We start from the raw sequence: 21,663 nt of genomic DNA on the forward strand, positions 1-21,663 counted from the left end.
TAATACAAAAGTGGAGTTAGCAAAGAAACCTTCAGCTATATCTCACACCGAGTATGGCAATACCTCTGGAAATGGGGTAGGCGTAGACACCCCAATAAAAGCAAAAAGTGGGTCAAAGAACGTTACTTCCACACCATTAAATGGCAAAGGGCTAAGTAGAAACCAAATAATCAATCTACTCCCACAACTCAAAAAAGAGTATGAGTGGTTGAAAGAACCACCTTCTCAGGTTTTACAGCAAGCCGCCTTAGACTTATAAGCGTGCTTTCTTGAACTTTTTTGAGAAATGACGCAGGTGTCTAATCGGGAGATTAGACAAATCGTTGTAGCTTACCCTGACCGACTGGTTCGATTTGGGTTTGACTTTGTGGAATGGTTTTGCGCCCTATTCGACTGTCAGATTGTGGTGCTGAAGAACCCACAACTTTCGGCTGCCTGAGAGGCGAGAGTTTATGAGTATTATGCACTGTTTCAGCGCCAAGCTGTACTTTTTGCGAAAATACGAAAAAAAATGCCTGAAGAACTGCAAGAAGAATAGCATTAATGATGTATATTAGAAAGATGCCTATATTTCAGACAAATGGCGCTCAACCGGAAAAAGGGCTTCTGGCTTGTATCTAAAACTCAAAAGTGTTCGGTGGAAACTAGAAAGCCTCAATCCCACGTCGCGACGAAGGAGTTATTTAATCAGGTTATACAATACCATAAATGGCTATTTATGGTGATAAGTTGAGTAAAGTTTGACAATACTGCTGGGGATACCGCTCACAGATGGGCTCCGTAAACAGGAAAGTCTGATTAACTCCGATTTTTTGCGTCACTAGGCCACCAAATGCTGCTTCGCAACCAACTGGGTAGAAAACGTCAACGACTACGTTGGATACATCTCGCTGGCTGGATAGTGTTGGCTTCCAGTGGAGAAGCTTTGTTTTTTAGTCGATTGAGTGCTGCCGCTGCTAGTTGGGAAAAGGATACCGCATTGCTGGCAGCTTCCGACAAAACGCCAGATCAAACGGTAATTTCCTCTGGGGTTCGTTTATCTGGGTCAGCGATCGCCTCGCTGTTTGCTAGCTTGGGGAATGCACAAAAGAAAACCCCACTGCTCGCTCAAAGGCAAGCAAGCGATACAAATCATTTGAACGGTGTCTTGCCAGATGCCGAACTCAATCCTAACGCGCTCACCGCTCAATCTATTACCCAGCAACAACCAACCCCTTTACAAAATCCTCAGGAAAGTGTCGAAGGGTATCCGTTGCCAACAGCGAATGATTTGGAGGGTTTTCCCCATAGAGGAGCCGCAGATTTGCTGCTCGACACTGGGGAGAATAGAGAAGGCGAGGATAGCGATAAGTTGCAAAGCAACACGCTGCGCGAACGCGCGCCACAAGCACAGCAACTAGAAGCTGAGTCCCAACCTAAACAGGCAGAAGCTGAGTCGGATACGCAACAGACAAATGGCGATCCGGATCTGGGGATTTTGCGCCTGCGACAACAAGAATTACCCCCACCCGTAACGCCACCCAAACCAGCGCCACCTGCACCACAACGTCAAAGCACTCCAATATTGCACCTGCTGCCTCGGATCAGCTATTTCCAAACAAGTAATGTATTGTCCAGCGACGATCCGGTGGGTGATAGTCTGATTTATCCGAGTTTGATGCTTTGGGCGGTTCCCCAAATCGGACGTAATACTTTTTTAACTCCCTCGATTGAAGGTAGTTTGATTCGTTACATTAAAGAACCGCAGTATGATTACAATCTGCTGAGATTTAGAACGGGTATCAGCCAACGCCTTAGCCGTGGGATGTTCGGTGAAATTGGTTGGACTAATCAACAGTTTTATCGAGCTGTGGTTGACGATCGCTTTTTGAACGAGCATATAGCTTACCTGTCCCTGTCGCGACAAGACCAGTTGACGCGACGGCTAAGGCTGAATTCCTACTACGATTTTCGCGTCAGTTTTGCCGATCCGGATAGCCGCAGTCGGATTATCAACTCTTTGTACCTATCTTTGAGTTATTCTTTCCAAACCAACCTGCAAGTTGCTATGGACTACCAGTTTGAGCGCTCCGACTTTACCGTGCGCGATCGCTATGACCAGTATCATCGCATTATGGGTCGCTTAACTTATGGCGTCTTGCGCGATAGTCAAATTAGCGTCTCAGGTGGGGTGACTGTAGGCGGTTCTTCCGAGTCGTCGATTGATTTTGATAGTTTATTCTTCAGCGTCACTTACAGTGTGGATGTTCCGATTTATTAATTAATTGCAGATTTAAGATTGTAGATTGCAGATTTAAAACAAAAATTCTGCTTTCAGATCAAATCCGGTTGCATCGGAATAATTAGCTTTCTTGCCAATCGCTAATTGCTAATTGCTAATTGCTAATTTTCCCTACAGGTCGTAATTCCGATGCAACGGTCAACGATATCAATCTGAAATCTGCAATCTAAAATCTACAATTGGTAAGAACACCAATCGCTCCAACTCCCTGCATAAAGCTTGCCGGTCTTAATTCCAGCGATTTCTAATGACAATAAATTGACGCAAGCTGTTACACCAGAACCGCAATAAACCATTATTTCTTTGGCATCTTTTAAGCTTTCCCAGCGTTGTTGTTGTTCTGGGAGGGGGCGCAGGCGTGCTTGAGAGTCGGTAACATCTTTCCAAGGATAGTTGACGGCAGAAGGAATGTGTCCGGCAATCGGGTCGATGGGTTCTCGTTCGCCGCGATAGCGTTCTGGTTCGCGCGAGTCTACTAAAATTACCTCTGGGAGGTCTTTTCTGGCTTTTACGGCGTCGATGTCTACTAGGAGGTGCGGACGCACGTTTGGTACAAATATCCCCGGTTGTAGGGGCGTAGGCACGGCATCTGTGACGGGATATCCCGCTGCTTGCCATCCGGCAAAACCACCATCGAGCAACGCTACTTTATCGTGTCCCATATAGCGTAGCAGCCACCACAAACGCGCGGCAAAGGCAAAGCGAGAATCATCGTAGGCGATAACTAAGGTTTCCTGGGAATTAACGCCAATCGAGGCTAATTTTTCGGCTAATTCTGTGATGTTGGGTAAAGGATGGCGTCCCCCGTGACGCCCAACTGGACTGGATAGATCGCGGTTGAGATGCAGATAATAAGCGCCAGGAATGTGACTTTGGAGATATTGCCTTTGTCCCAGTTCCGGATCGTCCAGGGAAAAGCGACAATCTACAACAACTATTTGCGGATCGTCGAGGTGTTGGGAAAGCCATTGGGGGGAAATGACAAAAGTGTTCTCAGACATTGGTTTTTCCTGACTAAAATATATCTTTGATGTAATTATCTACTCCTTGAGTACCGCTACCGTACTTTTTAATAAATTCATTTGCTATCCGATCGCAGCAAGCATCAATCTCTTCGGATATAGAGTGCTGATGTAATACTTTTGCCGCTGAAGTCCGTAGGATTTCTAACAATAGGGAACTGTAATCGGGATCGTCACTGACAAAATCCCAGAGTTCCCGCCCGATCAAAGTCCTCATTTCCCAATCGGGTAACAGTTGTTTCAGCAGTCCAATTGTTACAGTACTTTGAGTTCTTTTTCCATAGGTAATCCCCAGATAAGCTTTGTCTCCCTCATCAATTTTTTCCTGTATTTTCTTAGCCCAATAGACTATCTGATCTTTATCCATGCTGTTTGGGCCACTTTTGACCTGAATCCAGCTTCGCTCACCACTAAGATTAGTCTTCATCAAATCCCACCCGGAATTTTTAGGAGCATTTTCGATAGTTTCTGAACTAGCTAGGAGGATATTTTGGATAAAAAAGCCCATTGACGTGACGATCGATCTTGTTGTTGCCATATAAACGTTGAGGCGAACAACCTTTTCTGGGGTTTCCAGGTTAAGGGATCTAATTAAAAATGGGTTGGGATTAAGATTTTCCAGAGACAAGAGCGTGAGCATAGCTAACTGCCTTTTCGTGAAATCTCGACTGATACTGGCTAATAAATTCTCAGCTACTGTCAGTTGTGGAGATAGATTCCCTGATGATACAAAAGATAGGATACGCTTAATTTCATCAGCGGTTAGTTTGAGCATTTTTTTCCCAGATATACTTTTAATGTTGCTGAGAGCTTCCTCTGTTACATTGATAAATTCCTCTAAATCTGAAAATTGAGAAGCTCTCATATCGAGCTTTACTTGCAGTTACACCAATTTCATTTCGTAGGACAAAGGCTAACATTTCATGAAGTTTATCATCTGACACGCTGTAGTCTCCTAGTCTGGTTATTATGTAAAAAGAGGGAGTTGGTAAAACTCGACTCGTCCCTGAACATTTTCTCCCTGAAGCCGCTGGTGTAGGTATTCACCAATTGCTTTTGCTAGAAGTACTGGAACTGCATTGCCAATCTGGCGATATTTAGACGCAGTTGAACCATAGAATATCCAATCGTCTGGAAAAGTCTGAATCCGTGCAGACTCTCTCACACTCAGGGGGCGCAATTCTTCTGGGTGGCACATATCTGTAGCCTTCTGGTGCGGACTTGTTGTGACGGTAGGCGAGGGCTTATCCCAAGACAAACGCCGATAGAAACCAACTTTACCACCGCCTGATTTGTATGCACCTCCCATCGCTTCCTTTTTTAATTCATCAGGCAAATGTCTCCAGTTTTGTCCGGCTTTCAAAAGGCGCAGGTATTTAATACGACTTTGTGAGTAAGGAATGTATTCGGGTTGAGTGTCAACTAACTCCTCAAGCGCATGTTTGAGCGTAGGCCACTTTGGTAGCCCACGGATGGCTTTTTCACTATAAATAGGTAAAGGAAGAGTCACCGAATGACCATCTCTTGAGCCGATAAATATGACTCTTTCCCTAACTTGAGGAACACCGTAATCAGCTGCGTTTAAAAGACCATAGTTAACTTCATAACCAATCCGTTTCATCTCTGCTAATACTATTTGAAGGGCGCTTCCTGGCATTTCATCCGGTTCTAGAGGTGGAAAACCCAGTCCTCTTTGATGATGGGGGCGGTGACGAATGGGTGCAGAAAGTAGCCCTCTGACATTTTCCATGACAAAAAAGCGGGGCTGGACTTCTTCAACAATGCGAATAAAATCCATAAACAAGCTACCGCGAGGATCGCCTATAGAACCCCGTTTTCCTGCCGTGCTGTAAGGTTGGCAGGGTAGCCCACCAGTCACAATATCTACCTCACCAGCACGCAAAGATCTGCCAATTCCTAATACGCGCCCTGCTTGTTCCAAGAGAGTTTGGCTGCTGACTTGTTGAATGTCTCTTGGTACGGCACATTCAAACAGGTGTGGGCGGTTAAGCGCTATAGTCTTAACCGCATCAGGGTCTATTTCTACCACATTGACTGTATGAAAGCCTGCCTGTTCCATTCCCAGGTCTAGGCCAAAAGCTCCTGCAAACAAGCTGATGGATATCAGTTTATCGTTGAACACAGGGTAAGCTGCTTGTTTTAACTGCAAGGCATTGGTTTCAGACATAGGGAATTTTTAAGCGCTAGCAAACTCAGTATATTGCCTAAGTTGTGGCGGATGAAATGCTAGCACAATTTCTTCCCTGGTTATGCCTTCCCGCAGCAAGTCGGTTGCCACTCCATCTTCTGTCCAATCTTCCTCAATCCAAATTTTGCCATTATTTAACCGCACGTGAATCGTTACGCCTTTAATGCGCTCATCCTTGTTCCAACCCATTGTTAGTAGCAAATAACGATCGTTGGATTCATCAAACACCACAGCACTCTCAAGGGTGGAGCTTGGAGATTTTAGATTAAGATTGTGGTATTCAGTTATAATTTTTTTGATGATTTGGCGGTATTGTTCTATTCTATCCATTGTTCGATCGCCTCATTTTCTGGTTCGATAATGAGTAAATTTACTTGATTGCGTTTAAGGATGGTTTGAGCTAATTTTATTTGAAAGTTGTTTTTGTATACTGCCTTTGTAATTGCTAAATATAGCGTTTTGCAGGCGCATGAGGTACACCTTCGAATGCAATAGCGGCACCCTTAAGGGTGCCGCTATTGCATTCGAAGCCAAAAGGCTGTACCTCATGCACTTGCAATCTGCTGTAAATTTTAAAATCAGAATTAGTTTCCTCTAAAATATCGCGGTAAATTACATACTGACCAACCGCAACCTCCAAATCGTTGATAAACGATCGCCCCAAAAAGCTTTTAACTTCTACAATAATCCTGCGTCCTTGCTTTTGGGCTGCAATTGTTTGTTCGGCTGCGATATCTGCGTAAACTTTATCTTCGCCATACTGTAGTACGTAATCTTCTGCGAGAATCGTCCAGCCATCTTTGATCGGGGCAAACTTTACAGCCTGATGGTAGACATCTCTAGCAGGCATAGGAAATTGGCAAGATTTTACTCTTTTATTTTACAGGAATATGCTGGGAGATAAAAATGACTGGCATAGTTGCGATCGCGGAAGCTAACGCTTGCGGATGCGCCCAAGAGTGGCGTTAGCCGTATCGCATCCGACCAAGCAATCTTTAAACTAGAATCATGGAAAACACAGAGACTTTCACCCCCCAACTCACAGAGGATGGTTCGTTTACCTTTTTTTCAGCGCAGTTTGGCGAAATGTTTCACAGTCGCTATGGTGCAAAACAGGAAGCTGAATTGAAATTTGTCGAACCAACCGAACTCAGGCATAAGGCTTTAAAACCGAGTTTGAAATTGCTGGATGTTTGTTACGGTTTGGGGTATAATACCGCAGCGGCTTTAGAAACGATTTGGCAAGTTAATCCCGATTGCTGTGTGGAGTGGATCGGATTGGAATTAGATCCCAGCGTGCCTAATAGCGCGATCGCTCACCGCCTCCTCGATGCCTGGAATCGATCGATTAGGGAAATTCTCACCAATTTGGCGACTGCTTACCAAGTTAAAACGAACAGACTTCAAGCTAGATTGCTGATCGGCGACGCTAGGATAACCATCGGGCAAGTTTATCAATCGGGATTTCAAGCAGATGGGATTTTTCTCGATCCGTTTTCACCTCCTACTTGTCCCCAATTATGGACGGTGGAATTTTTGGGATTGGTCGCCAAATGCCTGAAGCAGGATGGTAAGCTAGCAACTTATTCCTGTTCGGCAGCGGTACGGACGGCATTGATGGCAGCTGGGTTGCAAATTGGCGCAACGCCACCAGTGGGGAGGCGAACTCCGGGTACAGTCGCCAGCTACACTAACGACTTAGCGCCACTTTCGCTACAAGAGCAAGAGCATTTGCACACCAAAGCTGCCATTCCGTACCGCGATCCGAGTTTGTGCGATGCATCAGAGGTGATTTTGCAACGGCGTCAAATCGAGCAAAAAACTTGCTCTCTGGAACCTACTTCGCAATGGAAACAGCGGTGGTCAATGACTCAAAGTTAGAATCAGAGCGGACGCAACAAGTAAAAAATGTGGCTCAATTTCAAAAAATTGTCAAAAAGTCTAATTAAAATCTTGCGGCGTGCAGTCATTTTCTAGTAAAAACAAAGTAGATATACTTGGTTTTTCTATGCGCGGATTTGAGATGAGAGGGAGTGCTATGACGATTTGGGTGAACGAACAGATCGATCCGATGGGTCTTGTTTACTCTTGCATCGCCTCCTGCAACGAGAATCAGGCGAAAGATTGCCACGAGTCTTTCAAGCAAAATTTGACTGAAGGACAAAAAGCAGCGGGTTGGGTGGCACGCTTGCGGACGGTTAATTCTTGGGATGAAGTTCCGGTGAATGCTTTAAAACTAGATTAATTTATGGTTATGGCTTATCCACAACCTGTAAGTGTCCGGCATGGACTTCCGATCCATTTAGTTGCCGACAATGGACAAGAAGTTCAAATTTCGGTTCATAGACCTAGTTTATTTATGGTTCAAAACTTAGAACGGGTGATTCCAGATTGGAACTTGCCGGTTTTGTGGGTGGCGATTGTCTTGCAGCAAGCAAGATACGAAATGACGGAAAGTACACCCCATGTGGAACGGGAAAAAGAGCGCTTGCGGGAAAAATTTATGCGATTTGGGTTTGATGTGGCGTTTAATCTGCGCGATCGCGGTTTTTTAAGCGACTTGATCGATCCTCGCACGGGATATCCCCTGCTTTCCCGTCCAGGAGAAATTCGCCACGACGATACGGCGGTAGTCAAAGCGCTGCTGGGATTTCCGGTAACGACGAATCAATGTTCGGTTTTAACCCATCCCTGTTGGGGTACTGCGGTTTATCCCAGCACGCTATTTGCTTCAGCTTCGCCCAGAATTATGAAGTCTGTGTTAAAAAATGTCGCGGTTCTGCATGGTTGGAAGCTTGCCAAACCCGCCGTGGAACTATCTATTGCGGCGCAGGGGAATCGCTGATGATTTCAGATTTAAGATTTAAGATTGCAGATTTGGCTAACGGGGAGTTTGACTTGCTTAGGACTGACGCAGGACGATCCTATCACCACAGTTTCTACGTAGATCTATTTTCAGAGAAACCCGGAATATGCGCGTAAGTACCGTTGCGGTAAAATCTGAAATCTGCAATCTACAATCTGCAATAATTTAGATGTGTTTAGGGCGACGCAGGGTTTTGGCATTGATGGGGCACAGAAGTTTGTTGATTTCGCGCAGTTGTTCGGCGGTTCCCATACACATGAGCAAATCTCTAGCCATAATAATAGTTTCGCCGGTAGGGCCGCCAATTAGACTGCCGTCGGCGCGGCGAATGGCTAAAACTAACGCACCAGAATGCGATCGCAATTTCGCCTCGCGCAATGTTTGACCGACAAAAGGACAAGTTTCTGGATCGATTAAAAATTCTTCCATATAAAAAGCGCGATCTGCACCTGTAAGAATTCCATCGACAAAGTCCATTACCTGGGGTCTGAGGGCGGCAGCTGCCATGCGCTTTCCCCCTGTAATATAAGGAGAAACGACTGCATCGGCACCGCCGCGCTGTAATTTTTGGATTGCTTCTTCGCTATTGGCGCGCGCGATCGCTCTAATATTAGGATTCAGTGTTTTTGCGGAAAGCACGATATAAAGATTTTCTGCATCCCTGGGAAGCGCCGCGACTAAACAAATTGCTCGTTCAACTCCCACCGCCAGCAACACCTCATCTAAAGTGGCGTCGCCTTGAACGGCAACATAACCGTGTGCTTGTGCTTCCTGTACTTGTTCTAACCCAGAGTCTATCGTCACAAATGGGATGCCTTCGGCGTCAAATTCCAAGGCGATTTGACGACCAGTGCGCCCAAATCCGCAAATAATGTAGTGTTGGTTGAGAGATTCGATCAAGCGTTTTAGTTGCCTCAGTCGTCTTCCTTCTTGAAAGTAACCTTGAATCAGGGCTTCTGTAAATCGGTTGACGATGTAACCGATGACGATAACGCCCATTAAAATTAAGACGATGGTAAAGATGCGTCCGCGATGACCGAGGGGTTGGGTTTCTCCGTATCCCACGGTAGCGAGGGTAATCACCGTCATGTAAATCGCGTCAGACCACCCCCAGCCTTCTACATACTTGTACCACAGCGTGCCTGTGAGGAAGACGCCAAACAGCGCGATTGCACCCGCAACTAGCTCTTGTTGGAGGCGAAGATATTTTTGTTCTAGCGTAGAATACACGAATATTGCTTGCCCATCTAAACAATCCACCAATAGGTAGAATAGCGGCTGCTAATGGCTAATTGCTAATGGCTAATTGCTAATGGCTAATTGCTTGACGCAAACACCAAAGTTTCTATACTCACATCTTGCACCAGGGCTAACACCAAAGTTTCTGGCAAATAGCTAAACTTGAAAGCCTAGATTTTTCATCAAGAAACAAGGGTTTCAAGGCAGGTTGAGAATGGTGCAAGATCTGAGTATAAAAAATCGTCGCTTTGTAACCAGAGAGCGCAGCAAGAAACTTTGGTGATAGGAACTGGCTAATTGCTAATGGCTAATTGGTAATTGCTAATGGCTAATTGCTGATTGGGATCGGAGCGTAGTATAGCATTTTTGCTGATTGAGCCATTAGCCATTAGCCATTAGCCAATTTTTTGATATAACTAGCAACTCTAGTTAGTTTAATCGGAAATTTTATTTTGACAGTGCATGAGATAGATTTGCGTTACCCGATCGCGCGGATTTTCTTGCAGACATTTTTCAAACAGTTGTTTCGCCTCGTTTAACCAACCTGAATTGTACAGTAATAATGCTTTTTCAAACAGGGGTTTAGTCGATAATTTCGCCTGTTTGATTTCGATTGTATCGGCATCGAAAACTTCAAATACGGCAACTTTTTGGGATTTTCCCTTGACTTGGACGCGATCGATCAAGCGCAGCGCAAAATTCATTGGTTCTTGCAGTTGCGACAGCGTGTAGTGAGAAATTAGCAAAGGAACACTATAAACTTTTGTCAACTGTTCAAGACGCGAGGAAAGATTTACAGCATCGCTGATCGCGGTGCTGTCCATGCGGAAATTTCCCCCCACTATTCCTAACATTAATTTGCCCGTGTTAATGCCAATGCCAATTTGAATCGGCGGACGTTCTGGACCCTGGCGCGTAGTATTATATTCTGCTAAAGCTTTGAGCATAGCAATTGCTGCTTTTATGGCATCGTCTGCACTTCCTGGGAACAGAGCCATAATCGCATCACCGATATATTTATCAATAAACCCGTGATTTTGGAGAATCGCGGGTTCCATGCGGGATAAATAGCCATTAATAAATTTAAAATTATCCTCTGGAGTCATTGTTTCCGAGAGTTTGGTAAAGTCGCGAATATCGGAAAAGAGAACAGTCATTTCTTTGGCGACCGAATCGCCTTGTTGAATATCAACAATGGTTTGTTTATCTAATAACTGGAGAAATTGACGGGGGACAAAGCGGGAAAAGGCTTCGTTGAGTTTAAATAGTTCTTGGGTAAATTTTTCCCTTTCGGCTTCAGACTTTTTGCGTTCGCTGATATCTTGGAAGGCAGCGATCGCATAGATAATTTTCCCGCTGTCATCTCTGATGGGTGTAGAAGTAACTTCCAAGGGAACAATCCGATCTTCTTGATGAATTTCCAGGTCGTCAGCACGAACAGTTTCCCCAGATAGAGAACGGACAATTGGCAATTCTTCTGTAGGATATAACTGGTCCGTTCCCCCTCGATAAACTTGATAAACATCCGCCAATCGCTTGGTTTTGGTATCCGGTATTTTTTGAATGCCGAGCAATTCTTTTGCCTTTTGATTGGCGTAAGTAATTTGTCCAGTTGTATCTTGGACAGATACGCCGACAGGCATGGCTTCCAAAAACTGCGCGAGGCGGCGTTCGCTCTCTCTGAGTTTGGCGTTTTGTTCGATAATCTTCTGCTCCAAAAAATAAACTTTTAGTCCTTCTTTGACAGTTATATTGAGTTCTTCAGCTTGCCAAGGTTTGGCGATGTAGCGATAGAGTTTGGCTGAGTTGATGGCATTGGTGACGCCTTCTATGGTGGCTTGACCCGTCAGCATGATTTTGATCGTTTTGGGCGATCGCTGGTGAATTTGTTTTAACACTTCATCTCCTTTGAGATCGGGCATGATATAATCAGCAATGACGATAGCAATATCGCAGCCCTCGTCGATTAAATCTTCGACTAACTCTAAAGCTTCAATCCCGCCAACTGCTGTTTCAATCTCAAAATGATCTTCCAGAGCTTCCGATAATTCTCTTCTCAAGCTATCGAGAACCGTAATCTCGTCATCAACACAGATAATGACGGGTTTTTTCATAATTTTTCCAACCCCGATCTAATCGCTCCAATTAAGTCTTTTTTGTCCCAAGGTTTAGCAATATAATTATGGAGATTGGCGTATTTATTGGCTCTTTCAATCGCGGCTTCATCAGCTTGACCAGTGAGTAAAATTTTGACAACTTTCGGAAACCTTTTATGAACTTCGATCAAAAATTCATCGCCCTTCATTCCTGGCATGAGCCAATCCGATACGATGACGATTGTCTTAATTCCTTCTTCTTCAAGTTCTGCCAAAACTTCTAGAGCTTCCTCAGCACTTTCAGCCGCTTCATAGGTGTACTTTTCCTCGAATTCGTCTTGAAGTTGGCGGATAACGCTGTTTAAAATTAGGGCTTCGTCATCAACGCACAGAATAGCAAATTTACTCATTATTCGTCTCAATTTTGAATGGGTGTATTTTGGATTTGTGGGTTGGGCATCTTGCCTGAAACAAATATTTTACCACATTTTTATTGATTCCCTTGATTCTTTCCCGTCTCAATAACCACCCCTACATAAATATCGCTCATTGACATTTGCACTCCCACCGAAGCAAAGGAAATTGTAGCAGATTCTCCCTCATATTCCTGAAACAACCATTGTCCTGATTCATTTTTCAGGTACTGCTCAACTAAAAACTCATATTGGTCTACTAAAATATACTCGCGAAACTCAGGAATCGAGCGATAGAAGCGAAATTTATTATTTTCTAGATCAAAATCTTCTGTAGAGTTAGAAAGCACTTCTACAATCAGGATGGGATTGAGTACCTCATCGTTGCGTTCTTGATTAAAGACAGGTTCCCCAGAAATTACCATAACATCAGGATAAGTTGCGCGCCGATATCGGGGAATCCACAACCGTAAATCGCTCATAAATGGTTCGGCATTCTTCCCGCGTAAAGCATATTTCAAGAAGGCATAGATACTGCCCGTTATCCGGTTATGATTAATCGTGCCACCTGTCATGGGTACAATTTCTCCATCGCGATATTCACTTCTGAATTCAGCAGTTTGTTCTAACTTTCGGTACTCATCTGGAGTGTAGGTGCGTTGTGGCGTTTGAGTTAGCATTTCTATCTCCTAGTTAGTTTATTTATAGTAACGCTCTTCTAAAAGCGAGGCTCTGCCTCGCCAATCTCGTTCCCAGGCTCAGCCTGGGAACGAGGTAGGTGGGCTGCTGCCTCCAGTCCTATAACATAGGTAGAGAAACGGTAAATGTAGTTTGACCGGGGACTGATGCAAAAGTAATAGTTCCCTGATGTTTGGCGACAATTTTTCGCACGATATCGAGTCCCAAACCGCTGCCCTCGCCTGCGGGTTTAGTGGTAAAGAAGGGTTGAAATATTTTATCTTTAATCTCATCAGAGATGCCTTTACCGCTGTCGGTAATACTGATTTTAATGTCACCTTCTTGTTGAATGGCTGCGATGGTGAGGGTTCCTTTATTATCCATCGCTTGCAGGGCGTTGTGGATTAAATTTGTCCATACTTGGTTGAGTTCATCGAAATAACACTCAATGGGTGGGAGTTCTTGGTAATGACGGATTAATTCGACCCCATGTTTGATTTGATTGTGATAGAGGGTTAAAACGGCTTCCAAACCATCGAGAATATTAGCTTGGACGGTTTCGCCAGTTTGGTCGTAACGGGCGTAGGTTTTGAGGGCAAACACAACTTTGGCAGCGCGATCGCTTGCTGTAGTAATATCTCTAGTACTCTCTTGTAAGCGCGCAAAGGAACGCACAATTTTGAGGAAACTATCGCTGTCAGGTTGTTGCAAGAGAGGGATGAGGGGTTCCAGGTTGTCGCGAATTCCTAAATCGAGGAGGAAGTTAGCCAAAGTGTCAGCATTGTTAATATTTTGCGCTTCCAGTTCGCTAGTGAGGGCTTTTCGCAATTGTCGTCGTTCGCGCCCGGATATGGTGGTAGTATTGGTGAGCGATCGCTCTAACAATGCCAAAAATTGCTCTTCTCGTTCTGGGGTAAGTTCGCGGAATAAAGAAGGAAACTTGCCCAAGTTTTCTTGCAGAAAGTCACTGATATAACCCACGGAAGAACGAATCGCACCCAAAGGCGTGTTAATTTCATGAGCAACTCCAGCTACCAGTTGACCCAAAGCTGCCATTTTTTCCGATTGAATTAGTTCTTCTTGGGTGGTTTGAAGTTGTTGCAGCGTGCTAGCTAACTCCTGATTTTTTTGTTTGATTGCTTCTTCAGCTTGTTTGCGCTCGGTAATGTCGTTCATAATTACAGTAAACAGCAATCCATCTCGCAATTGCAGTCGGGAAATTGAGGCTTCTGCGGGAAAGAGTTCGCCGTTTTTGCGCTGTCCTTGAATTTTACCTCGCTCAGTTTTACCCATGCTGCGGAAGGGAACTTCTTCACTACCAAATTGACCAATATGGTGTCGATGGCGATCGCGGACATTATTTGGCAGTAAAATATCCAGATGTTGACCGATAACTTCCTGTGCGGTGTAGCCAAACATCTGTTCGGCAGCTTGGTTAAACAGGCAAATCTGCTGGTTTTCATTCACTGAAATGATAGCATCGCCAGCAATCTGAAGAATTCCGGAGAATTTAACCTGACTTTCTTGAAGTTCTTGGGTACGTTGCTCTACTATCGTTTCTAAATTGGCGTATAGTTGGGCATTTTTAATCGAGATAGCTGCTTGTGAAGCTAACACTTTTAACACTTCTAAGCGGGCTGGAGTAAATGCACCCGCTATCAGATTATTTTCCAGATAAAGGAGAGCGATCGCCACTCCCTGATTTTGAATCGGCATACACAAAACCGACTTGGGTTGATGCCGAATAATATAGGAGTCACCAGCAAATGTATTCTCAGCCGTGGCATCATTAATTACCAAAGTTTTTTGAGTACGCCAGACATAGTTAATCAGAGTGATGGGGATTTGCTCGGAGTCAGCTACAGGAGTAGAATGCAAGTTACAGCCTTTACCGCTAACGGATTGGGCAGCGACGAAGAATGAATCTTTCTCTAGCAAAATTAGAGAGCTTTTCTCTGCTCCGGCATTCTCGATAATCACTTGCATTAAGGTGGAGAGCAACCGCTCGAGGTGAATTTCTCCTGACAGGGATTGAGATGCTTTAATTACCGTTGCTAAGTCCAAAATTTCTGAAACACCTGAACTGCTGGATGTTATAGTTCCAGTCATCATTTGGGCAATTGTCTCGCCTGTCTTTAAGGCTGTTTTCTGGTTTAAAATCGGGGCGAGCAATTGAGGATAGCGCTTTTCTAAATCCTCAACTTTAGCTTTAGCACCCCAGCGTGCGTATGCGTAGTAAGCATCAGTTAAATACACTTGGGCAATTTTTTCTTTTCCCCATTCAAGATAGAATTTTGCTGCCAGTTCGTTAGCCAGTGCTTCTTCGTTCGCGTACTCGTTTTCTTTGGCTCCTTTTATGGCGAGATCGTACATGGCGATCGCTTCTACTTTTTCTCCTAAAACTCGATGCCGTTCTGCTTCTACTAGATATAATTTATGTAGGTAATTCATCGGGGCACTCTCTCCCCAATTCTGCATTTTTTGCTGATTATTAGCTATATCTTCGAGAATTTTTTGTGGTTCGGAAATAGCTACATCAGCATATACCGCCAACTTAGATAGAGAATCGTAGGTATAAAAAATCGGCACTAATATAGAAGCAACTCCTGCATCTAAATACTGTTCTGCTCCCACCGAATGCTCAACCGCTTGTTTGTATTCGCCAAAAAGATAGCAAAGGATTAACTTATTTAAATAAAAATAATAGCAAGCTATTCTGTAATTATTGGCGATGTGAAGCGGTAACATTTTAGCTTCATCACAAGCTGAACCGATTAAACGGCAAGGATTCTCCGTCATTCCCAGCAAGTTTAATACAAGTTGATGATAAATTTGATGCAATTGAAGAATGCTATCCTGATTTATCTTGTTGATAGCATCCCTGTAGGTTTGCATCTCTAGTTCAACCCTTGATAGCTCGGTTGATCCACTAAAGTATAAATGGTAACAATACCTGTGAGCAGAATAGCCAGCGTGTTCTAAATCTCCTGTTTCTAAACCGCTAAAGTAAGAATCTAGAAAGGGTTTTAATGTTTCCTTGACGTGCTTTTTCCAATGTTTTATAAAGCAGGATTCTACAAACAGCGTCATAGCTTTGAAAGGCTTAGCATCGAGCTTTTCCAGCAGATTTAATGCCAGTTCTCCAAATTCAGCTCCCGATTCTAACTCGCCCATGACTCCGCATAGAATCAGTCCGTAATTTGCATAAGCATGAGTATGAGTCGATGCATTACCATATTCAAGCGCTAACTGAATCTGTTTAAAAGTAATCAGAGGTAACAGAACTGGAGTGACCATGTAGGCAGAAGGACAGAGTTTTAACAGTATTTGAGTCGCTGCCAGTTTTTGCGGGTCAGTCATATCAGGCAAGTCAATTAAATCCTGAATGCGTTTCCCCTGTAAAGCCAATTGCGTCTGTTCAAAAGTCAGGGGAATTTCTGTCGGTTCAGGATCTTTAGGTAGATCTATACCCAAGAGTGCGAGAATGTCTAAACCAAAATTTAAAGATTGTTTGAGTTGGTTTTGCGCTTTTAAAGCTTGAATTTTAACTTGATAAACTTTGATTTTATCTAAAAGCGCATTCGCATTTTGCAGAACAGTTTCTGCCAATTGCTCCATTTGCTCAAACTCACCGTTTAGATACATCGCCTCTGTGGCTTCTTCATAGAGTCCCAAAGTCAGGTTGTAATGGTTCTGCCAGCACTCAATATCTAGGAGTTCTAAACCTACAGTTAAATACTTTTTAGCAGCTCCGTAAGCCGTTGAAGATTTAGCTTTACGTCCAGCAATTAAGTTCAACTCAGCGAGTTCGTCCCGTTCTATTTGAGCGGTAATTAACTCTACTCCAATATTCAGTTGATTGACAATATCAAAAATTTTCTCTTCTCTTTCTGCTTCAAGAGTATTCCTCAACAGCAGTCGCCCTATTTCGAGATGGGTTGATTGTTTCTTGTTTTCGGGAATCAAAAAATATGCCGCTTGCTGCACTCGGTCATGTAAAAACTTGTATGGAACCGATAAATCAGACGTTTGTGCAATTTCCAGCGATTCCGATTCCTGAAAAAACTTGTAAACTTCGCTAATTGGAATAACTAACCCTTCTTGCAATGCTTTCCATAGGTCAGCCGCTGTTTCGCTTTGAGATTTTTCATGAACAATTGCCAGGGTTGCCAAGTCAAATTGGTTGCCGATGCAGGCTGCTAGTTTCAAAACTTCCTGAGTATTCACAGGTAATTTTTGCAACTGAACTGCCATAAACTCGACGACATCATCGGTCAATGCCAGCGCCTTCACTTGGGCAATGTCGCACTGCCAATAGCTGGCATTAAAATCAAACGCAATCAACCCATCTTCATAAAGAGATTTGAGGAATTGAGTCGCAAAAAAAGGATTGCCTTTGGTCTTAGCGAAAACCAGTTCTGTCAAAGGAATTGCCCTTTCTGCTGGACAACTTAGGGTATCGGCAATCAGGCGATTTAGAGAAGGTTGGTCTAGGGGTGCTAAAGTAATTTGATTGACTGTCGCCGATTCTTTGCGAATCTCATCCAAGGTCAGCATTAGTGGATGGGCGGGAAACACTTCGTTATCGCGATAAGCTCCCATTAACAATAGATAGCGCGTATTCGTCTCGCTCATCAACAATTGCATTAGCTTCAATGAAGCAGAGTCTGACCACTGTAAATCATCTAATAAAATGACTAAAGGATGCTCTTTTGTAGCGAATACTCGGATGAAATTTTGCCATAATAGATTGAAGCGATTTTGAGCGGCAATTCCCTCTATTTCTGGCACTTTTGGCTGCTTGCCAATCAGTTGTTCTAATTCTGGGATGACATCGATAATAACCTGACCATTTTCACCTAAAGCCTCTAGGATTTTAACTTTCCATTTTTGCAACTCGGTAGAATTTTCTGTGAGTAATTGCTGCATCAAGTTTTGGAATGCTTGCACCCACGCGGAAAAGGGAATATCGCGCTTGAATTGGTCAAATTTACCCTTGATGAAGTAACCCCTTTGGCGGACAATGGGTTTGTGAACTTCATTAACTACGGCGGTTTTGCCAATCCCAGAAAAGCCAGCAACTAGCATGATTTCTTTCCCCCCTTTAGTAAGGGGGGGCAGGGGGGGATTGCTGACGCGCTCAAATGCCTCTAATAAGGTTTTTACTTCAGCTTCTCTGCCGTAAAGTTTTTCAGGGATGACGAAGCGATCGCCTACATCCCTCTCCCCCAAACTAAACTCACTAATACTGCTTTTTTCTTGCCATTGCTGCCAACATTTTTCTAAGTCATATTGCAATCCAAATGCACTTTGATACCGCAACTCAGCCGGTTTCGCCATCAATTTAATCGCGATGTCTGAAACCGCTTGGGGAATCGTTGGGACAATTTCAATCGGCGGAGTTGGTCGGCGCGCAATGTGGCAGTGAATTAACTCCATTGGGTCAGTTGATTGAAATGGCAATCGACCTGTTAGTAGTTGGTAAAATGTCACCCCCAACGAGTAAAAGTCTGTCCGATAGTCGATGCCGCGATTCATCCTGCCAGTTTGTTCTGGGGAAATGTAAGCTAGGCTTCCTTCCAGGACGTTAGGGTTAGCAATCTCCTGATTTTCTCTCGGCAATAAAGAGGCGATGCTAAAGTCAATTAGTTTTACTTCTTTGGTTTCAGGATTAATAATAATATTCTGAGGCTTGATATCTTTATGAATCACTCGGTTGTGATAAAGTCCTGCTAAAATTTGGGCGATCGCAATCCCATAGGGCAAAAATTCATCGAGGCTCATTGACCTGTCGCCCAGGTATTCAGACAGGGATATTCCCCCCGTATCTTCCATGACTAAAGCAAAACTATTGCCATATTTTTCCAACACAATCGGTTTAACAATTCCTGCTAAATCGAGATTTTTGGTGATAGTATACTGATTGCGAAACTGCACCAATTCGCTGAAAGTAGGATACTCGCTTTTGAGCAGTTTTATCACAACGGATTTTTGCTCTGACTCCGAAATTCCCCGATAAACTATCGTTCTAGATCCATCGTATATTTGTTCGGTGATGCGATAGTTAGGAAAGACGGGGAAATTTCTGCTCATGGTTGGACTCGTATTTGGAATTGGTGTAACAATTATATGCGATACGGCAAGAGCCACACTTCGTGACCCCGCCCTTTAAACTCAGTATTGTGACTAATTTTTGCTCTGCGATCTTGCACTTGTGCTTCCACCCCGCCAGGGAATTTATTCCCTGGCTAATAGCGGAAGTCCACTTAAGTGGACTAAAAGCTTTTTTAGTCGGATTTATCCGACTTTTGCTATTAGACGGGGAATTTATTCCCCGGCGGGTTGTGACTGGTGCAATATCTGTGTGCAACATAAGCGATGGCAAAGCTTTTGCGTAGCAAGTATCGCGCCTTAGTAAATTCCCCTGACTAGAAGGGTTAGATGCACCAATCGTGTCAGTATACTCAACTACGCATAAACTCAAGGCAATGATTCCTAGTTAATTATATTCTCTCGATTTACATACTATCCTGAAAAAATGTTAATTTCCAGTAATTTCAGTAAAATCGCGTAAAAGCTAGATTCAGCATAAAAACGGATGAAGCGAGTAAATTAGAGCCTAAAAGTCTGAAAAGTGCCCGATACGGCGCGGTCTAGCATTGCGCCATAGGCGATCGCGGAATTACGTAAGTAATTAATGTACCGCAGTTAACCGTACTTTTACGCAGGCAATCGCTTTGGGTGATGCGTTCGCTTGTGGCAACTGGATGATTTCGTAACATTATTATCCCAGGACTTACCCACGACCTTGCCATCACCAAAGTTTCGACCTAGATCTCTAGTTTACAAATCAACGATTTTTCAGAGAAACCCGGTGTCTTTGCGTAAGTCCTGTATCGATAAAAATTCAATAATTACAGTAATATTACTGTGAGAAAATTAATAATTTGTGAAAAAGCAACGGAACTACGGGTCAATAAATAATACAATTAATAGATCTGCTCAATGGGAAAACAGCCGTCTTCGATCTAAACCCAGCTAAAGCCAGATGTTTGAGCAGTTGAATTAGACAATATTGCAGTTAGCGAATTCAAAGGAACAGGTAGTGAGCGTAGAAACTTTAGTTGAGAACCCCCAAATCCCGGCAGAATCAGCACCCGTGCTGTCGGAAGCGTTCGATTCAGCCAATTTTGACCAATCGGTGATGTCCACCTACGCGCGTTTTTCCCTGGCGTTGGAACGGGGGGAGGGTTGTCGCGTTTGGGACACTCAAGGACGGGAATATCTAGATTTTGTCGCCGGAATTGCCACTTGCACTTTAGGACACGCTCATCCAGCAATGGTTGAAACCGTAACCAAACAAATTCAAACCTTGCATCACGTTTCTAACTTGTATTACGTCCCCGTGCAAGGACAGTTGGCGAAGTGGTTAATCGACCATTCCTGTGCCGAGCGGGTGTTTTTCTGCAACTCCGGTGCCGAAGCGAACGAAGGGGCAATTAAATTGGCGCGGAAATACGCCCACACGGTTCTAGAAATCGAGTTTCCGGTAATTTTGACCGCCCACGCCAGTTTCCACGGGCGCACGCTAGCGACGATTACAGCCACGGGTCAGCCGAAGTATCAAAAGAATTTTGACCCCTTGATGCCGGGATTCCACTACGTGGAATATAACGATATTGAGGCGATTCGGAATGCGATCGCCGAAATCGATGAAGGCGATCGGCGCGTCTGTGCAATTATGCTAGAAGCGTTGCAAGGCGAAGGCGGCGTCCGTCCGGGAGAAAAAGAATACTTCCAAGCTGTACGTCAAATTTGCGACGAAACTGGGATTCTACTAATTCTCGACGAAGTGCAAGTCGGAATGGGACGCAGCGGCAAATATTGGGGATACGAAAATCTGGGAATTGAACCGGATATCTTCACCAGTGCCAAAGGATTGGGTGGCGGGATTCCCATCGGCGCCACATTGTGCAAAGCTAAGTGCGATGTTTTCCAACCCGGAGATCACGCCAGCACCTTTGGCGGCAACCCTTTTGCTTGTGCGGTGGCATTGACGGTGTGTCAAACTCTGGAAAAAGAGAACCTGCTGCAAAATGTGCAACAACGTGGCGAACAATTGCGGGAAGGATTGAGAGCGATCGCATCCAAATACCCGGATAAAATCGCTGAAGTACGCGGCTGGGGTTTAATTAACGGCATGGAATTAAAAGCCGATATTGCAATAACTTCAGCCGATATCGTCAAAGCAGCGATGGCTCAAGGCGTGTTATTAGTACCAGCAGGACCAAAAGTCGTCCGGTTTGTACCGCCTTTAATTGTCAGTGCCGAGGAAGTCGATCGGGCATTACAAGCGGTGGAAAAGGCAATGTTGTCTCTGACAGCGTAGATGTGTAGGGTGCGTTAACGCAGTGTAACGCACCATTCCTGCTCAATCGAATCTCATGACGGAACAGCAAGGATCAAAGCAAGAGTCGCCATTAAAGAAGCGCAGAGAGGAGTTATATCATGTCCTTAAGCATCGGTAGCGTCAGCAAAGGAAGGGTTTATTTATCTTTTGCGCTGCGTTTAAACATATCTCGTAAAACCCACACCGTAAGCATCAACAACTATACACTACCATTGCTAACGGACATGATATGAAAGCTTTGTGTAAGGTATTGAATTGGAATGTGGATGACCTACCTGATGATTTTAGAGCGCCTGAGTCTTAATCAGACAAGCTACGCCTCTGGGACTCAATATATCGTCAGGACTTACGCAAACACCAAAGTTTCTATGAAAAATGTTCGCCAAAGCAAACTAGATATCGCAGCAAGAAACCCGGTTTCGAGGATCGTCGTGGGTAAGTCCCGATCG

General features: G+C 44.1%; 19 protein-coding genes. 7 read left to right on the forward strand and 12 right to left on the reverse strand.

The window, feature by feature from the left end; translation table 11 throughout:
- Positions 1–39: 39 nt before the first annotated feature.
- Entirely contained in the window at positions 40–159 is a 120-nt protein-coding gene (locus ACE1CM_RS31770; protein ID WP_374882964.1) for a group II intron maturase-specific domain-containing protein, read from the forward strand.
- Between the two features lie 673 nt (positions 160–832).
- Entirely contained in the window at positions 833–2,260 is a 1,428-nt protein-coding gene (locus ACE1CM_RS31775) for a hypothetical protein (RefSeq protein WP_374882867.1), read from the forward strand.
- Positions 2,261–2,454: 194 nt separating this feature from the next.
- Here the strand turns inward: ACE1CM_RS31775 and ACE1CM_RS31780 are convergent, their stop codons facing one another.
- The 6 genes from ACE1CM_RS31780 to ACE1CM_RS31805 form a co-directional block, all read right to left on the reverse strand.
- Positions 2,455–3,282 (reverse strand): sulfurtransferase, encoded by an 828-nt coding sequence (locus ACE1CM_RS31780; RefSeq protein WP_374882868.1) that lies wholly within the window; start codon positions 3,280–3,282, stop codon positions 2,455–2,457.
- A gap of 13 nt (positions 3,283–3,295) precedes the next feature.
- Positions 3,296–4,168, reverse strand: coding sequence for a PmeII family type II restriction endonuclease (locus tag ACE1CM_RS31785; protein ID WP_374882869.1), 873 nt, complete (start codon positions 4,166–4,168; stop codon positions 3,296–3,298).
- Positions 4,169–4,270: 102 nt separating this feature from the next.
- On the reverse strand, positions 4,271–5,491 hold the full coding sequence (locus ACE1CM_RS31790) for a DNA cytosine methyltransferase (RefSeq protein ID WP_374882870.1): 1,221 nt from the start codon (positions 5,489–5,491) through the stop codon (positions 4,271–4,273).
- Positions 5,492–5,500: 9 nt separating this feature from the next.
- Positions 5,501–5,842 (reverse strand): XisI protein, encoded by a 342-nt coding sequence (locus tag ACE1CM_RS31795; RefSeq protein ID WP_374882871.1) that lies wholly within the window; start codon positions 5,840–5,842, stop codon positions 5,501–5,503.
- The gene (locus ACE1CM_RS31800) at positions 5,830–6,000 is read right to left on the reverse strand and encodes an element excision factor XisH family protein (RefSeq protein WP_374882965.1); all 171 of its coding nucleotides are present in this window, start codon (positions 5,998–6,000) and stop codon (positions 5,830–5,832) included. Before ACE1CM_RS31800 ends, ACE1CM_RS31795 begins: the two co-directional genes overlap by 13 nt.
- Positions 5,958–6,362 (reverse strand): element excision factor XisH family protein, encoded by a 405-nt coding sequence (locus ACE1CM_RS31805; RefSeq protein WP_374882872.1) that lies wholly within the window; start codon positions 6,360–6,362, stop codon positions 5,958–5,960. The genes ACE1CM_RS31800 and ACE1CM_RS31805 overlap by 43 nt, the downstream gene beginning before the upstream one ends.
- A gap of 158 nt (positions 6,363–6,520) precedes the next feature.
- Between ACE1CM_RS31805 and ACE1CM_RS31810 the strand changes: the two genes are divergently transcribed.
- From ACE1CM_RS31810 to ACE1CM_RS31820, 3 genes are all read left to right on the forward strand, one after another.
- Positions 6,521–7,393: a tRNA (5-methylaminomethyl-2-thiouridine)(34)-methyltransferase MnmD gene (locus ACE1CM_RS31810; RefSeq protein ID WP_374882874.1), complete on the forward strand. Its 873-nt coding sequence runs from the start codon at positions 6,521–6,523 to the stop codon at positions 7,391–7,393.
- 157 nt (positions 7,394–7,550) lie between these two features.
- The gene (locus ACE1CM_RS31815) at positions 7,551–7,757 is read left to right on the forward strand and encodes a glycogen debranching protein (RefSeq protein ID WP_374882875.1); all 207 of its coding nucleotides are present in this window, start codon (positions 7,551–7,553) and stop codon (positions 7,755–7,757) included.
- A gap of 9 nt (positions 7,758–7,766) precedes the next feature.
- Entirely contained in the window at positions 7,767–8,357 is a 591-nt protein-coding gene (locus tag ACE1CM_RS31820; RefSeq protein ID WP_374882876.1) for a methylmalonic aciduria and homocystinuria type D protein, read from the forward strand.
- Positions 8,358–8,543: 186 nt separating this feature from the next.
- On the opposite strand, the gene ACE1CM_RS31825 is transcribed toward ACE1CM_RS31820, so the two are convergent.
- The 5 genes from ACE1CM_RS31825 to ACE1CM_RS31845 form a co-directional block, all read right to left on the reverse strand.
- A complete protein-coding gene (locus ACE1CM_RS31825) occupies positions 8,544–9,608 on the reverse strand; it encodes a potassium channel family protein (RefSeq protein ID WP_374882877.1) in 1,065 nt (354 codons plus the stop codon).
- Between the two features lie 443 nt (positions 9,609–10,051).
- Positions 10,052–11,731 carry an adenylate/guanylate cyclase domain-containing protein gene (locus tag ACE1CM_RS31830; protein ID WP_374882878.1) on the reverse strand — a complete coding sequence of 560 codons (1,680 nt, stop codon included), beginning with the start codon at positions 11,729–11,731 and terminating at the stop codon, positions 10,052–10,054.
- On the reverse strand, positions 11,728–12,123 hold the full coding sequence (locus ACE1CM_RS31835) for a response regulator (RefSeq protein ID WP_374882879.1): 396 nt from the start codon (positions 12,121–12,123) through the stop codon (positions 11,728–11,730). Before ACE1CM_RS31835 ends, ACE1CM_RS31830 begins: the two co-directional genes overlap by 4 nt.
- Positions 12,124–12,203: 80 nt before the next feature.
- The gene (locus tag ACE1CM_RS31840) at positions 12,204–12,806 is read right to left on the reverse strand and encodes a Uma2 family endonuclease (RefSeq protein WP_374882880.1); all 603 of its coding nucleotides are present in this window, start codon (positions 12,804–12,806) and stop codon (positions 12,204–12,206) included.
- A gap of 118 nt (positions 12,807–12,924) precedes the next feature.
- Entirely contained in the window at positions 12,925–18,897 is a 5,973-nt protein-coding gene (locus ACE1CM_RS31845; protein ID WP_374882882.1) for an AAA family ATPase, read from the reverse strand.
- Between the two features lie 89 nt (positions 18,898–18,986).
- On the opposite strand from ACE1CM_RS31845, the gene ACE1CM_RS31850 reads away from it, so the two are divergent.
- Positions 18,987–19,202 (forward strand): hypothetical protein, encoded by a 216-nt coding sequence (locus tag ACE1CM_RS31850; RefSeq protein WP_374882883.1) that lies wholly within the window; start codon positions 18,987–18,989, stop codon positions 19,200–19,202.
- Between the two features lie 255 nt (positions 19,203–19,457).
- Here the strand turns inward: ACE1CM_RS31850 and ACE1CM_RS31855 are convergent, their stop codons facing one another.
- Positions 19,458–19,586 carry a hypothetical protein gene (locus ACE1CM_RS31855; RefSeq protein ID WP_374882884.1) on the reverse strand — a complete coding sequence of 43 codons (129 nt, stop codon included), beginning with the start codon at positions 19,584–19,586 and terminating at the stop codon, positions 19,458–19,460.
- 323 nt (positions 19,587–19,909) lie between these two features.
- Here ACE1CM_RS31855 and ACE1CM_RS31860 point away from each other — a divergent pair, with 323 nt between their 5' ends.
- The gene (locus tag ACE1CM_RS31860; protein ID WP_374882885.1) at positions 19,910–21,193 is read left to right on the forward strand and encodes an aspartate aminotransferase family protein; all 1,284 of its coding nucleotides are present in this window, start codon (positions 19,910–19,912) and stop codon (positions 21,191–21,193) included.
- The last annotated feature ends 470 nt before the right edge of the window (positions 21,194–21,663 follow it).

Source organism: Microseira sp. BLCC-F43 (assembly GCF_041929235.1).
Classification (GTDB): domain Bacteria; phylum Cyanobacteriota; class Cyanobacteriia; order Cyanobacteriales; family Aerosakkonemataceae; genus Microseira.